The sequence below is a fragment of the Sphingomonas sp. genome (genome assembly GCF_036387535.1).
Lineage (GTDB): Bacteria > Pseudomonadota > Alphaproteobacteria > Sphingomonadales > Sphingomonadaceae > Sphingomonas_R.
Map to the genome: position 1 here is coordinate 1 of NZ_DASVTO010000097.1, position 14,421 is coordinate 14,421.

General features: G+C 65.8%; 11 protein-coding genes. 2 read left to right on the top strand and 9 right to left on the bottom strand.

The features are described from left to right. Positions 1–40: 40 nt before the first annotated feature. Genes VF649_RS08885 through VF649_RS08895 form a run of 3 tightly spaced genes read right to left on the bottom strand, consistent with a single transcriptional unit; the run spans position 41 to position 4,772 of the window. On the bottom strand, positions 41–1,564 hold the full coding sequence (locus VF649_RS08885; RefSeq protein WP_331011602.1) for a class I adenylate-forming enzyme family protein: 1,524 nt from the start codon (positions 1,562–1,564) through the stop codon (positions 41–43). After that, positions 1,564–3,210, bottom strand: coding sequence for an acyl-CoA dehydrogenase family protein (locus VF649_RS08890; RefSeq protein ID WP_331011603.1), 1,647 nt, complete (start codon positions 3,208–3,210; stop codon positions 1,564–1,566). The genes VF649_RS08885 and VF649_RS08890 overlap by 1 nt, the downstream gene beginning before the upstream one ends. Beyond that, complete coding sequence (locus VF649_RS08895) at positions 3,210–4,772, bottom strand: class I adenylate-forming enzyme family protein (protein ID WP_331011604.1); 1,563 nt, start codon at positions 4,770–4,772, stop codon at positions 3,210–3,212. Before VF649_RS08895 ends, VF649_RS08890 begins: the two co-directional genes overlap by 1 nt. A gap of 183 nt (positions 4,773–4,955) precedes the next feature. On the opposite strand from VF649_RS08895, the gene VF649_RS08900 reads away from it, so the two are divergent. After that, on the top strand, positions 4,956–5,705 hold the full coding sequence (locus VF649_RS08900) for a GntR family transcriptional regulator (protein WP_331011605.1): 750 nt from the start codon (positions 4,956–4,958) through the stop codon (positions 5,703–5,705). Between the two features lie 102 nt (positions 5,706–5,807). Here the strand turns inward: VF649_RS08900 and VF649_RS08905 are convergent, their stop codons facing one another. Both VF649_RS08905 and VF649_RS08910 read right to left on the bottom strand, forming a co-directional pair. Beyond that, entirely contained in the window at positions 5,808–8,285 is a 2,478-nt protein-coding gene (locus VF649_RS08905; RefSeq protein WP_331011606.1) for a TonB-dependent receptor domain-containing protein, read from the bottom strand. A gap of 352 nt (positions 8,286–8,637) precedes the next feature. Further along, on the bottom strand, positions 8,638–9,291 hold the full coding sequence (locus VF649_RS08910) for a TetR/AcrR family transcriptional regulator (RefSeq protein WP_331011607.1): 654 nt from the start codon (positions 9,289–9,291) through the stop codon (positions 8,638–8,640). Positions 9,292–9,354: 63 nt separating this feature from the next. Here VF649_RS08910 and VF649_RS08915 point away from each other — a divergent pair, with 63 nt between their 5' ends. Continuing rightward, entirely contained in the window at positions 9,355–10,680 is a 1,326-nt protein-coding gene (locus tag VF649_RS08915) for an LLM class flavin-dependent oxidoreductase (protein ID WP_331011608.1), read from the top strand. A 36-nt stretch (positions 10,681–10,716) separates the two neighbouring features. Here VF649_RS08915 and VF649_RS08920 read toward each other — a convergent pair whose 3' ends face one another. From VF649_RS08920 to VF649_RS08935, 4 genes are read right to left on the bottom strand one after another with little or no spacing between them, the layout of a single operon-like run. Next, complete coding sequence (locus VF649_RS08920; protein ID WP_331011609.1) at positions 10,717–11,175, bottom strand: anthrone oxygenase family protein; 459 nt, start codon at positions 11,173–11,175, stop codon at positions 10,717–10,719. A 34-nt stretch (positions 11,176–11,209) separates the two neighbouring features. Next, on the bottom strand, positions 11,210–11,872 hold the full coding sequence (locus tag VF649_RS08925) for a glutathione S-transferase family protein (protein ID WP_331011610.1): 663 nt from the start codon (positions 11,870–11,872) through the stop codon (positions 11,210–11,212). A gap of 14 nt (positions 11,873–11,886) precedes the next feature. Next, the gene (locus VF649_RS08930; protein ID WP_331011611.1) at positions 11,887–12,675 is read right to left on the bottom strand and encodes an SDR family oxidoreductase; all 789 of its coding nucleotides are present in this window, start codon (positions 12,673–12,675) and stop codon (positions 11,887–11,889) included. A 40-nt stretch (positions 12,676–12,715) separates the two neighbouring features. Continuing rightward, positions 12,716–14,419 carry a CocE/NonD family hydrolase gene (locus VF649_RS08935; RefSeq protein ID WP_331011612.1) on the bottom strand — a complete coding sequence of 568 codons (1,704 nt, stop codon included), beginning with the start codon at positions 14,417–14,419 and terminating at the stop codon, positions 12,716–12,718. Positions 14,420–14,421 lie beyond the last annotated feature (2 nt).

Below are 14,421 nucleotides of genomic sequence, written 5' to 3' on the forward strand. Positions count from 1 at the left end.
TGATGCCATCCCGCCGTTCGACCCGGACGTCGCGCATGGTTCAGATCCTTCTTGCAAGCCCGGCCCAGAACGGGTCCCGGATCACGCGGCGCAGCGGTTTGCCCACGGCACTTTTGGGTATGGCGTCGATCACCGCGATCCGCCTCGGGATCTTGTACCCCGCCAGGCGCGTGCGGCAATGCGCGATCAGGTCGGCAGGATCGACGCGCGTCTGGCCGGCCCCGTCGCGCAGGACGACGAACGCGGCGACCGCCTCGCCCCATGTCTCGCTGGGTATGCCCACCACGATCGCCTCGGCGACTGCCGCATGGGTCAGCAACGCATCCTCGACTTCCTTGGGATAGACGTTGTAGCCGCCGCTGACGATCATGTCGGACGCCCGATCGACCAGCGTCAGATAGCCCCGCGTATCGAGAAACCCGATGTCGCGTGTCCGCAGCCAGCCATCGGTCCGCAGCGTATCGGCGGTCAGTGCGTCCAGCCCGTGATAGCCCACCATCCGGAACGGCGCCCGCACGATCACTTCGCCCTCCTGCCCCGCGGGCTGGTCGACGCCGTCGCGATCGACGATGCACACGACACAGTCGCGCGCGGGCCGGCCACAACTGGCCCGCAGCGCGGGGTCCAGATGATCCTCGCGGGTCAGCACCGTGATCGCCAGCGGCGCCTCGGTCTGCCCGAAGAACTGGACGAAGCGCGGGCCGAACAGCGCCAGCGCGCGATCGATCAGCGGCCGCGGCATCGGCGACGCGCCGTACAGGATCATGTCGACCGAATCGAACCGATCCACGTCGAACATCGGCGCGTCCATCAGCATGGCCAACATCGTCGGCACCAGCATCAATGCCGTCGGTCGCCAGCGCGCGACCGCGTCGAGATACTCCGCCGGGACGAATCCCGGCAGGATCGCCGCAGTGCCGCCGCGGATCCAGAATGGCAGGACGAGCGTGCCCGACGCATGGATCAGGGATGCGGCGTGCAGCATCATGTCCCCTGGTCGCGGGTCCATGAGGTTGTCCAGGACGTTCCGGGTGATCGCGGCGTAGCTGGCCTGGCTGTGCAGCACCGCCTTCAACCGACCGCTCGTTCCCGACGTGTAGAGCGCCAGCACGCCATCATCGGGGTGGGGCACCAGCACGAAGCGATCATCATGATCCGCTGCCTCCGCGACCAGATCGGTCAGGGCGGTGATCGCCAGGCCCGGTATGCCGGCCGCCAATGCGCCGGCGCAATCTGCCAGTTCGTCCGAATGGATCAACCGCCGGACCCCGGTGTCGCACAGCATCTGCGTATGTTCGACCGGCGAGAGCCGCGGGTTGAGCGGAACCCGGATCAGCCGCGCTTTGACACAGGCGAAATCCAGCGCGACACTGAACAGCCCGTTGTTCGTCAACAGTCCGATCGCGGTGCCCGGGGCCGCATCGCGGGCCAGCAACGCTGCGATACGGCCGGACAGCGCATCCACCTGCGCAAAGGTCAGTTCCTGCGCACCGAACCGTACCGCCACCCTCCCGCCATGCCGCTCCGCGCCGAGGCGGATCATGTCGGTGACGAGCAGGGTCATCAGCCAACACCCTGCCGCGCCAGGATCGTGTCGATGTCGGTCCCGGCGGGCAGGATGCCGAACGACCATGCACCCTGTCCCGAAAGCCGGGTGGCGCAGAACGCCTCCGAAACCGCGGCCGGCGCATGTTGCACCAGCAACGCGCCCTGCAGCACCAACGCCATCTGTTCGGCCACCCACCGGCCCCGGGACTCCGCGAGCCCGCCCTTGTCCAGCGTCGCCAGCAGCGATCGGATCATCGCGTCCAGCATGGGGTTGCCGCCTGCCGCGCGGCCGATCTCCTCGCGATATCCTGCCAATGCGGCAGGCTCGCGCGCCAGGGTGCGCAGGATGTCGAGTGCGATGACATTGCCCGATCCCTCCCAGATCGCGTTCAACGGCGATTCGCGGAACAGCCGCGGCATCGGCGTCTCCTCCGTGTAACCGCCGCCGCCGTGGCACTCCATGCATTCGAACACGAAATTGGGGTTGCGCTTGGTCAGCCAGTATTTCGCCAGCGCCACGGACAGCCGCGCAAAGCCGCGTCCCTGTTCGTCGGTGGCATCGAACGCCCGCGCCACCCGCGTCGCCAGCACGACGGCGGCCTCATATTCGATCGCCAGATCGGCGATCACCGCCCGCATCAACGGCTGGTCGATCAGGGTTTTCTGAAATGCACGTCGGTGGCTGACATGGTGCACCGCCTGCGCCAGCGCCCCGCGCATGATGCCCAGCGTCCCGGCCACGGTTCCCAGCCGGGTATGATGCACCATGTCGATGATGACATGCACCCCCCGCCCCTCTTCACCCAGCAGCAGGGCGGTGGCGCCGTGATATTCGATCTCGCTCGATGCGCTCGACTTGTTGCCCAGCTTGTCCTTCAGCCGCATGATGTGGACGGCGTTGCGATCGCCCTGCGCCGTGATCCGCGGCACCAGGAAACAGCTCAGCCCGCCTGGCGCCTGTGCCAGCGTCAGGAACCCGTCGCTCATCGGCGCGGAACAGAACCATTTGTGCCCGATCAGCCGATACTGGCCGTTGCCCAGCGGTTCGGCACGCGTCGTGTTCGCGCGCACGTCGCTGCCGCCCTGTTTCTCGGTCATCGCCATGCCGATCGTCAGCCCGGCCTTGTCGCCGATCGGGCGCAACGCGGCGTCATACCAGCCGCCCAGCACGCCATCCAGCCATGGCTGCGCGACGTCGGCCTGCGTCTTCAGCGCGGCCACGGACGCATAGGTCATGTTGATGGGGCACATCGTACCGGCCTCGGCCTGCGTAAACAGCGCCAGCAGCGCCAGATGGCCGACATGACCGCCCGGTTCATCGGTCGTCCAGGCGATGTCATGGATGCGGTGCTCGGTCGCCAGCGCCATCAGCGCGTGATAGGCCGGGTGAAACCGCACCTCGTCCACGCGCCGGCCGAACCGGTCGAAACTGACAAGTTCGGGCGGATGCCGGTTCGCCAGCTCGCCCATGTCGAGCACCGCTTCCGAACCTACCACCGCGCCCAGCGCGTCCGCGCGCCGATCCAGCCACGCTCCGGCTTCGCGCAGCACCGCCTCCCGCAATGGCTGATCCGTGCGGTACAGATTACGGCCGGCAAATTCCGGCGGTTGGTTGGTGACTTCATGTGTCGCCAGGAAGGTGGCCGGAGCAAAACGAGGCATCAGGACTCTCCCGAACGGGGGGTGGGAATGGGTGGGGGACCGGTTTCCGCAAACATCTGCCGCAGCGCCGGCTTCATCACCTTGCCGGTGGGTGTGCGCGGCAGCGCCTGCGCCTCGATGAAGCGGCGCGGGATCTTGTAGGCGGCCAGGCGGTCGCGCAGCGCGTCACGCACCGCCTCGTGATGCAGCGTCGCCCCCGTCGCGGGCACCAGGACGGCGACGACGCTTTCACCCCAGCTTTCGTGCGGGACGCCGATGACGGCACAATCCGCCACCCCGTCAATCTCCTGAAGCGCGTCCTCGACTTCCCTCGAATAGACATTCTCGCCACCGGTGATGATCATGTCTTTCAGTCGGTCGACGATGAACAGATACCCGTCGGCGTCGACCCGGGCGAGATCGCCGGTCCTGTACCAGCCGGCGACGATCGCCGCCGCCGTCGCGGCCGGATCGTCGCGATAGCCCAGCATCAGCGATTCCGACCGCAGCCAGATTTCGCCGACCTCGCCCGGTATCGCATCGGCGCCGTCGTCGCGGACGACGCGCATTTCGGTGCCGGGCTGCGACGTGCGACCGATCGACCCCGCTTTCGCCTGCTGTTCGTGCGGATAGAGCAGGGTTCCGCCCGGCCCCGTTTCCGTCATGCCATAGACCTGAAAGAATCGATCGGTGCGATAGGCGTCGGCAAGCTGGCGCGACAGTGCCGCACCGATCGGGCCACCCCCATAGACAAGGGCCCGTACCGAGCTGAAATCATAGTCCGCCAGCCCACCGGGCAGTGCCAGCGGCAGCGAGAACGAAACCGGCGCGCCGAAATAGAGGCTGATGCGGTCATCCTGAAGCGATCGCACAAATACCTGCGGATGATAGTCGCGCAGCAGCACGATGGTGCCGCCGACGAACAGCGTTGCGATGCAGAAATTGTTGAGCGGCGCCGCATGCCAGATCGGCATCGCGATCAATGTCCGTTCCGCCGGCGTCATGCTGAACGCGATCGCGCTGAGCATGGCCGTGTTGCGGATGGCGCGATGCGAATGGACGCAGCCTTTCGGCCGGCCGGTGGTGCCGGACGTGTACAGGATCTGCGCGGGATGATCGGCGGTCATCGGCGGAGCGGCATGATCGCCGGGATTGGAATGATCGGCATCATCCACGCCGATGTCGTGCAAGCCGATCCTGCCAAGCGACAGGATCGGCGCCCCGTGGCCGGCCGCCGCCGCGACCGTTTCCAGGCCGTCTGCGACCAGGATCAATGCCGCGTTGCAATGATCGAAGATATACCGGCATTCGGCCGCCACCAGCTTGTGGTTCACCGGCACCAGGACCGCGCCCCGCCGCCAGATCGCGATCATCGCGACGATGAATTCGGGGGTGTTGTAACTCATCACCGCCACGCAGGCACCCGCCGCCACGCCGTGCGATTCCAGCAGGTGCGCCGCCCGGTGACTGGCCCGCGCGACATCGCCGTACGACCAGATCGCGCCGTCAGCCTCGATCATCGCCTTGCGCGGATGTTTGCGCACGCTGCCGTCGACCAGGTCCAGCAACGTCATGCCGTTCATGCGCATCCTCTCCGGCGTACGGGTTTCCGTCATCCTCCATCATCATGGATGTCAACACGGTGATTGTCAACAATCGACCGAGGTTTGCTTTTCATCTGCGGGTCGATCATCAGAGCCATGACAGCGCACCGCCACGCGGCCCCGCGCGCACTGCAAACGGGCGGTGGCCAATGGAGATCGGCGGTGGATGACGACCAATTCCGGGATGCGATGCGCGCGATCGGCTTTGGCGGATCGGCATTTGCGGTCCTGCGCGCCAATCCCGGCTTGCGCCCGCTGGCGGCCAGCGAACAGATTGCGGACCGGCTGAGCGAGGATATCGCACGCGAGATTCTGCCGCCGCTCACGCCGTTGCGGGAACAGGCGCTCGCCGAACGGTTCGGCGTCAGCCGCGGGCCGATCCGCGACGCACTGCGCCTGTTGGAACGCGATGCCCTGGTCCGCGTCTCGCCCAACCGCGGCGCGGTCGTGACGCGATACTCCGCCGCGGACATGCGCCAGATCGCCGATCTGTCGCGTCCGATCACGCGGCTGACGCTGTCGCACGTCACGCAGCGCGCCTCGGATGCGGCGATGGCCGACATGGGCGCGGCGCAGGAGCGCACCGGCCGCCTGCTGCATCATGAGGATCCGGTCGCCTTCGCGCTGGCCGTCGCTGCGATCACCATGGCGCAGGCCCGTTTCTCCACCGGCCGCCACGGCGAAATGATCCTGCAGCTGCTGTATCGCCCGTCGATCCGCTACACGGTCACCGGCCTGCGCCGGCCGGGTGCGGCCGATCGTGCGGCCGGCCGTTGGGCGCGCCACCTGGCCGCCATGCGGGATCGCGATCCCGACGCCGCCTCCGACGCCTTCCTCTCCATGCTGCGCGAAATCCACATGCCGGTGATCCTGCGCGACGAACGCCAGCACCCGCCGACACAGGCGTACTGACCGGGTCCGCACCGGTTTCTGCTACCGATACCACGCGCATCGATCCGACAAATCGGATCGCCCGGGCGCCGCCCTCCGGAAAGAGCGCGGCGCCCGCCCCGATCAGAACGCGAAGCGCGCGGCGGCGGAAACCGTCCGGCCGGTCAGAACCTGTGCGCTGACGATCCCGCTTGCAGGTATGGCCGGATCAGAGATCGCGTTGATCGCCAGCACGTTGAACAGGTTCGCGGCGTTCAGCGACAGCAACAGTCGCTCGGTCGGTCGCACCTGGACGAATGCATTGGTCGTCATGTACCCCGGCACCTTCAACACATTCTGATCCTGTGCAAAGCTGTCGGTGGTGCCGATGAACACCGCGCCGATGCTGAAGCGATCGGTCGTGAACTGCGGGGTCGCCTGGAAAATGAACTTCGCCTGATGCCGTGGCGTGTTACCGGCAATGGCTGCGTTGGTGGCGTCCTTGGAGATTTCCGCATCGGTGTAGGTCGCACCGCCGGCGATGCTGAAGTTGCCGAGGCGGTAGCCGCCTTCGAACTCCACGCCGGCTGCCTTATACTCCCGTTGGAAGGGTATCCGGGTGACAGCATCGACGCTGGTGTCCTCGGCCTTCGCCCAGAAGCCGGTGACGTTCAGCGTCAGGCCGTTACGCCGATATTTTACGCCCGCTTCCGCCTGGTTGACGAAATCGACCTTGATATTCTTGTTCGCGAGCGAGCCTGTCGCGGGGTTGAAGAACGGCGTGAACAGCAAGCGCTCGGATGCGCGCCCGCCGCGGCTGTAGCGTGCGAAAACGGCAAGCGGTTCGGCCAACCGGACGTTGATCCCCGTCGAATAGGACAGATAACCATAGTCGAAGTCGATCGCCTGAGCGCGCGACAGCGGCAGCGAAGCGACCTTGGTTTCCGGGATCGAGATCGTGCCGTCGCCGTTCATGTCGCGGCTGACGAGTGCCGGCCCGAGCAGCGCCCAGTTCCGGGTTCCGCTGACCTGCCCGACGTCGTAGCGGACACTGCCGCCGATCGCGATACGACCGAAGCGGTAGTTGGCGGATGCGAACGGTGCGTTGATCTTGTAGGTCATGTCGAGGTTGCGGCGGATGGCCGGTCCACCGAGTGCCGCGAAGGAAAAGATCCCGTCCTGCGTCAGCGCACGCCCCGCCGCGTCCCGCATGTTGAGGAGTGCGTACGTCCCGTCTCCGCGCACTTCGTTCAGCACGGTGATCGGCACCCAGGTATAGGCGATCTGCTGGCTGGAGCTGTACACGCCCGCGGTCGTCGTCAATTCATCGTTCCCGATCGCCCAGACGCGGCTGACGCGCAGGTCGTTGGTGACGTTATCGAGGCTGCGGTCGGAGTCCATCGGCGAACTGAGCCCGATCAAGCCGTTTCCGTTCAGCTGGTTGGGATTGGTGATCGCCGTGCCGGCACGTGGCCCGGTCGCATAGCTGAACGTCGCACCCGGCCCACCCGCGAACGCCGCACTGAGCGCCTGCGGGGTGAAATACGATGTCGACAACATGTTGAAAAAGCTGGACTTGATGTCCGCATACCGGAAACGATCGGTCACCGTCCATCCGGCACCCACATCGAACTGCGCTTCGAAACCAAGCGACTTATACTGGACGTGCTGGCCATCGCGCGTGCTGCGGCTCTGGACCGCGTTGTTCTGGTCCAGCGTCACGGTGTTCGGAAAGTAACGTGACAGCAACGTATCGCGCCTCACGTCAATGCCGGGAATATTCTTGAACTCGGGATCGGCGTTGCTGCCGGTCACGCCCAAAGGCAAGACATCGTATATGGGGGTACGATCGTCGAGATATTTGCCGTAAAACCGAATGTGGCCGCCGCTGAATTCCTTGGTCACGTTGAACTTGAACTGACCGCCCTTCTTCGCGTCGAAGCCGGCACGGCGCGGACCTTCGCCCTGACGATAGAAACCGCCCGTATGGAAGCGCCAGCCGTCACCCAGCTTCGCGCCATAATCCATGTCGATGCGCTTTTCGTCATAGCCCAGACCGCTGCTGAGCTGGATCGCGCCGCCCTCGACGTCGCCCGTCTTCGACTGGAAGTTGATGATGCCGCCCGGCGAGTTCGACGCGAAGGTCGAGGCCGATCCGCCGCGGATCACCTCCAGCTGCGACAGGTTGATGTCGGCGCGCAGGAAGCTGTCCGCGAGCGAGAAGGCGATGTCACCGAATTCGAGGATCGGCAGGCCATCCTCCTGCAACTGCACGAACTTGGCGCCGGTCGATGACATCGGCAGGCCACGGATCGTGATGTTCGCATTCCCCTCGCCGGCATAGGCCTCCGAACGGATGCCGGGAATGTCGCGCAGCAGGTCACCGATCGAGGCCGGCGCGAATTTCAGGATCTCGGATTCCTTGAGCGAGCTCGTCGAAATCGCGCTGTCCAGGCGGTCGCGGCCCTTGGCGACACCGGTGGAAAACACTTCGGCGGCGGCCGCCTTCGCCGGCGCGGCTGCATCATCCTGCGCCGTCCCATCGGCCGTGGCAGCTGCGTCCGCGGTTTCGACCGCCGTAATGCCGGCAAATGCCGGCGATGCGATGGCCAAGGATGCCACCGTAGCAAACAGTTGTGTCTTCAAGATACCCACCCCCAGAAAGACTCGCGGCCATCCGCGCGCCATTGTCGCGATTCGGGACGACGCCATCCGCATGGCATCGCCCGGCCGGTTTCACGCTCGCGGACGTCGGTCGCGCCACAGGGCTGCGACCATGGATTCGCTGCGCTGCGACTGGCCTGATGACGGTCAATAAGGCGTTAGCTTTAACAACCACTTACTGTCGCGACGGGCCGCAGTAGGCGTCCCGGCAGCCGCGTCGGCGCAGGGCGTGTTCGGATGGCACGATCGCGGCGGACGCATGCGCCCGTACGCGGCTAAGGCGCGTTCGGGGAATCGAGCGAACGGCCGTTCATCTGCCGTAGAAGCGGGCAAACACGGCGACGCCGCTTGCGACAATTTCGGCGCGATCCCGCGCATCGACCGGTGCATCCAGGCCCAGCAACGCGCGCAACTGCAAATCCCCCCGGATCAGCCCCACGAAATGTTCCGCGGCACGCTGTGGATGCGATGTTTCCAGGTCACCGGCCTGCGCCAGTGCTGCAAAACTGTCCGACAGTGTCGCCAGCAACTGCGCCGCACCCGTATAATATAGCGCGGCGAGTTCCGGCAGCCGGGTCGCCTCGCTCATCACCATCCGGTACGACGCGATGAAATCGGGGGCGGTGAGCAGATCGATCAGAACATGCCCCGCCCGTTCCAGCCGTCCGGCGATGGCGCCCGGCCCGGCCAGGATCGTCCGGATCTCATCGAGCCCGTGGCGATTCTCCTGCGCGACGACCGCGGCGAACAGCGCCTGTTTGCTGCCGAAATGCTTGTAGATCGTCGCCTTGCCGATGCCGGCGCCCCGGCTGATCGCGTCGACGCTCGTCGCGGCATAGCCATCGCGATAGAAATGCTGTCGCGCGGCCGCGACGATCGCTTGCGCCTTGCGATCGGCGCGCACGGACGCTGGCGATGACACATCTTCGGCTGCCGTGCCGCTGTTGGGAACCGTTGACGCCATGAGCATGAGCCTCTAGAACTGAACCGTTCAGTTTTATGACTGAGGGTAGAGGAGATCAATGCCATGTCGGACCCGGATCGCAAACTCCGTCTCGGGCTCCTGCTCAATCCGCAGGGGACGCATAATGGCGGCTGGCGCCTGCCCGGATCGGCGCCGGAACGATCGTTCGACCTTGGCTTGTTCCGGGACATCGCGCAGCTGGCCGAACAGGGGCGGTTCGATTTCCTGTTCCTGGCCGATACGCTCGCGCTGATCCCCAGTCGCAATCCGGAAACATTGGGCCGAACCCCGCCGATCGCGCATCTTGAACCCTTCACGCTGCTGTCGGCGCTGGCGGCGGTCACGTCGCATATCGGTCTGGCCGGCAGCGCGACGACAACCTACAACACGCCGTATCAGGTCGCACGCGTGCTCGCCTCGCTGGACCATCTCAGCGCCGGGCGCGCGGCATGGAATCTGGTGACGTCGGCCAACCCCGCCGAAGCGTGGAATTTCGGGTTTGATGCGCACCCGGACAAGGCCGACCGGTACGAACGCGCGGGCGAATTCGCCGACGTCGTGACCGGGCTTTGGGATAGCTGGACGCCGGGCGCATTCACCTTTGACAAGGCGGCCGGGCAGTATTTCGATCCTGCGCAGATGCGCGTGCTGAATCATGACGGACCGCATTTTAAGGTGCGCGGGCCGCTGAACATGGCGCGCCCACCACAGGGCCGCCCCGTGATCGCGCAAGCCGGTTCCTCCGAGGAGGGGCGCGCCCTGGCCGCACGAACCGCGGAAGTGATCTTCACCGCGCAGCAGACATTGGCGGGCGCGCAGGCCTTCTATCAGGACGTGCGCGCCCGGTTGCCGGCGCATGGCCGCGATCCGTCCGGGCTGGTGATCCTGCCGGGCGTCGTCCCCATCGTGGGCCGCACCGATGCGGAGGCGGAGGCCAAGCGCGAACGGCTGCAGGATGCGTATGATCACCGGCTGGGCCTGGACACGCTGAACGTCGAATTCGGGCTCGACATGTCGGTCTATCCGCTGGATGCGCCGCTTCCCGACGATCTTCCATCCGGGAAACAGCAGACCAGCCGGCGCGATCTGCTGATCGCCACCGCGCGGCGCGAGGGGTTGACGCTGCGCCAGCTGGCCAAACGATCGGCATCGCTCGGCCACTGGACGGTGTGCGGATCGCCCGCGACGATCGCGGACACGCTGCAACACTGGTTCGAAAACGGTGCGGCCGATGGCTATATCGTCATGCCGCCGGACCAGCCGACCGGCACCCGCGAATTTGTCGATCTGGTCATCCCCGAACTGCAACGCCGGGGCCTGTTCCGAACGGAATATGAAAGCACGACGCTGCGCGGCAATCTGGGCTTCACGGTTCCCGAACGCAGCTGAAGGCTGCCGGGGCGCGTGTGCCCCGGCCGCCGGCGGTCAACGGCGCGACAGGCCGGTGGCCGCCGCCAGAAAGGCGAGGACGCTGAAGGTCGTCTTCGTCCAATGGGCATGCATCCAGGAGATCCGCATCGATTCCCAACCCTGCACCGGCACCTGCGGGTTCCAGCTCAGGATCATGCGGTTGAGCGGAAGCTCCCCGAAACCGGTCGACACGATCGTTCCAAGGATCGACAGCGCGGCCGCCGCGAACAGCCAGCGCGGCACGCCCACCGTCAGCGCGGCCGCAACCGCCGGCAGGATCACCGCCGTCCAGCCGAATTGCGGCATGAAATCCTTGAACAACCCGACCTCGGCCTGCTGACGGATCACCCAAGGCTGGAAAGCCACGCCCAGATTGCTGTGCTGGGCCAGACCGGTGCCGACATAGAGGCCGGCGAGCAATCCGATGACCATCACGGCCGCGATCATCACGACGGTCTTCGCAACGGGCATCATGGCATTCTCCTGTCAATCGATCGCGACGTCCCGGTCACAGCAGCATCGCCGCCAGCGCCGCGGGCGATGGCCGGGCAATCTTGAAGTCGATCTTCTCCCATGCCGCGCGCGCCGCCGGTCGTTCGTGGCAGCGGTGCAGCCATGCGGTCATGTGCGGAAACGGCGCGGTGGGAATGCCGCAGATCGGGATCAAGGTCATCACCCCGGCGACGTTGACGTCGGCCACCGTGAAGCGATCTCCCAACAGATACGGTCGATCGCGCAGCAATCCGTCCAGAACGCCGAAGGGCCGTGCCAATTTCGTCAACGCCATCTCGGCTTCGGCGGGATCGCGTTCCTCGGGGACGAACAGGTGGTGGTTCATCGCCGCCAGCAACAACGGGACGTCCACTTCATTGGCGACCCACAGGCTCCACTGCACCGCCTGCGATTCCTCCACCAGACCCGCCGCCGCCAGCGCGCCGCCATGGCGCCGCGACAGATACAGGTTGATGGCCAGCGACTCGAACAGCGTCGTACCGTCATCGTCGACGAAGGCGGGAACCCGGCCGTTCGGATTGATCGCCAGGAACGCCGGCGTCTGCGCCTCGCCTTTCAGGAAATCCACCGGCACCAGGTCATAGGGAATGCCCAGTTCCCCCAGCATCCAGATGTTGCGCTGGGTTCGGGAGAAGGGATGGCCGTAAAGTGTCGCCATTGCGGCCCCCTGCTTCACGGTACGACTGCGGTCAGGCCGCCGTCGACCGCCAGCGCCTGTCCGGTCACGTGCCGCGCGGCTTCTGACGCCAGGAACGTGGCGACACCCTTGATGTCGTCTTCCGCACCCGATCGGCCAAGCGGGGTCAGCGTCAGGATCTCCTGCGCCTTGTCCTTCAGGCCCGCGGACAATTGCGTCGGGAAATAGCCGGGGCACAGCGCATTCACGTTGATGTTGTGCCGTCCCCATTCGGTCGCCAGCATCTTGGCCAGCGCGATCAGCCCACCCTTGCTGGCGTGATAGGCGGTCGGAAAGAAGGGCAGGTTCGGCCGCGCGCCGCCGAACCCGGCGATGGAGGCGACGAACACGATCTTGCCGGCGCGGCGGGGTATGAACTCCCGGTCGGCGATCTCGCGCGCCAGCCGGTGTGCGGCATCCAGGTTGAGGCGCATGACCTTGCCCCACGCGTCGGGGGAGTGACCGTCATGGCCGTCGCCGAACACGCGGCCGGCATTGTTGACGAGGATGTCGACCCGGCCGAACGCGGCAAGTGCACCATCGACGATCTGCTTCGCCGATGTCTCGCCACCGTCACCCAGATCGGCGGCGATCCCGGCCGCGGTGATGCCCTTCGCACCCAGCGTCCGCACCGCATCATCGATGCCGGCCTGGTCGCGCGCCGTCACGAAGACCCGCGCGCCGGCCTCACCCAGGCCGGTGGCGATGAAATGACCGATGCCGCGGGTGCCGCCGGTGACGATGGCGACCCGATCGTGGAGTGAAAAAAGAGATGTGACGGTCATACAGGGTCCTTGTGATGGGATCGGGTCCGACGGGCGGGGATCAGGACGCCCAGTCCAGGCCCGCGATCGGCCAGGCCACGTCGGCGAGCGGCGCACTGACGGGCACCTGCGACGGCAGGGCGGCGACGATCGGCAGCAACAGATGCGACGGGTGCGCCGCGTCGTGATGCAGGCTGTTGAACGACGGCCACGGCATCATTTCCGTATTATAGACGGTGTGGAGGAAGTTCATGAACATCGGGTCGTTGCTCTGCACGCGGCAGCGCAGGCGGTGGCCCGGCTGGATCGTGTGGAAGATCGGACGCAGTTCGATCTGATATTCCTGGACCTTGCCCGCTTCGGGTAGTTCGCGCCGGAGATAGGGATGAAATGGCAGGCCGGGTCGCGACATCTCGGGATCGATCTCGCGGAACGATGCCTTCAGCACGCCATCGGTCAGCCGGGTGACGGTGCCGTCGGGTGCGATATCATCGAGCAGCACGAAGAACGCCGTGTCCGTCGCCGTCGTCGACGCATAGAGCGTCGCGGCGATCGGACCCCAGATCCGCAAGGGCGTCGTGGATGGCACGGTGTCATAGGCCAGCACCGGCTTGCCCGCGGCGACGAGATCCCAGTCGGGCAAGGCGTAGCGGTCCGGCGATTCCTCGCCTTCCGGCGCCTCCCGCGCGATCAGACCGACACTGCCGCCGGCACCGTTGCCGGACAGGTGGAACTTGGTCCATTCCGTCCCCGCCACCGGATAAGTGTCGGCATAATGCCAGGTCTGCGTTCCGGCATCGAAGATCGCGACCTCCGGTTCGTCGATGATCGGCGTCGCGATGCCCTTCATCCAGTGATCGAGCCATTGAACCATATAGGCCTTCAACGGCGCGCTCTTCAGGAACAGCCAATGTTCCTGCGCCGGGGTCGGCGGCGGCACGACGACCAGCTTCTTCACGCCCTGCATCTGGAGCGGATATCCCCAGAGCTGGCCGCGGGTATGAATGCCGCTGCGCGGCACGATATGCAGCACGGGAACCGTGATCTGGTCGAACTTGAAGCGGACGGACCGCTCCCACCAATAGGGACCATCATAGGGATTTTCGACGAAATGCTGGATCTGGTTGGTCGGCGGCAGGCGTCCTTCGACGGGGCCGGGCCACTGGAACTGCTGCATGGCGTCGGCCAGCCATTTCGACAGAAATCCGGATTTGAACAGCCCGCCGGGATAGGCCATGTCGCGATAGAAATCGGACATCGCATCATAGGGTATGATGCAGCGCAGATGCGGCGGTTGCTGCGTCGCCGCCCACAGGCAGTTGACCGCGTAATGGCTGTCGCCGATCATGCCGACATTGCCGTCGCACCATTCCTGGGCCGCGATCCATTCCACCAGGTCGTACATGTCGGTCTGCTCGACATACGACATATGACCATATTGGCCCTGGCTCTGCCCCGCCCCGCGCTGCGACGCGATGATGTGGATATAGCCGTTGTCGACCAGCATGTCGGTCGCGCCCGCCTCGATGGAATGGGTGAGGAGCGGCGGCGCGAGTTGCAGCTCCTTGGCATAGGGCGCGACCGACAACACGACCGGCACTGCCCCGGTCGTGCCCTTCGGCCGGTAGACATCGGCCGACAGCAGGATGCCGTCGCGCATTGGAATTGCGATGTCGGCCAGCAGTTCGGCATTGGCCGGAAGCGTACCCCGGGCCGCCGCGCGGAGCTTGTCGTGCAGTGCGCGTTCCGCTTGCGGGTCGGTCATCG

What these genes read in the sequence shown, in the direction of transcription:
- VF649_RS08890 (WP_331011603.1), bottom strand. Translation starts at nt 3,210, where the DNA reads ATGCCTCGTTTTGCTCCGGCCACCTTCCTGGCGACACATGAAGTCACC.
- VF649_RS08935 (WP_331011612.1), bottom strand. Translation starts at nt 14,419, where the DNA reads ATGACCGACCCGCAAGCGGAACGCGCACTGCACGACAAGCTCCGCGCG.
- VF649_RS08885 (WP_331011602.1), bottom strand. Translation starts at nt 1,564, where the DNA reads ATGACCCTGCTCGTCACCGACATGATCCGCCTCGGCGCGGAGCGGCAT.
- VF649_RS08930 (WP_331011611.1), bottom strand. Translation starts at nt 12,675, where the DNA reads ATGACCGTCACATCTCTTTTTTCACTCCACGATCGGGTCGCCATCGTC.
- VF649_RS08915 (WP_331011608.1), top strand. Translation starts at nt 9,355, where the DNA reads ATGTCGGACCCGGATCGCAAACTCCGTCTCGGGCTCCTGCTCAATCCG.
- VF649_RS08910 (WP_331011607.1), bottom strand. Translation starts at nt 9,291, where the DNA reads ATGGCGTCAACGGTTCCCAACAGCGGCACGGCAGCCGAAGATGTGTCA.
- VF649_RS08925 (WP_331011610.1), bottom strand. Translation starts at nt 11,872, where the DNA reads ATGGCGACACTTTACGGCCATCCCTTCTCCCGAACCCAGCGCAACATC.
- VF649_RS08920 (WP_331011609.1), bottom strand. Translation starts at nt 11,175, where the DNA reads ATGATGCCCGTTGCGAAGACCGTCGTGATGATCGCGGCCGTGATGGTC.
- VF649_RS08895 (WP_331011604.1), bottom strand. Translation starts at nt 4,772, where the DNA reads ATGAACGGCATGACGTTGCTGGACCTGGTCGACGGCAGCGTGCGCAAA.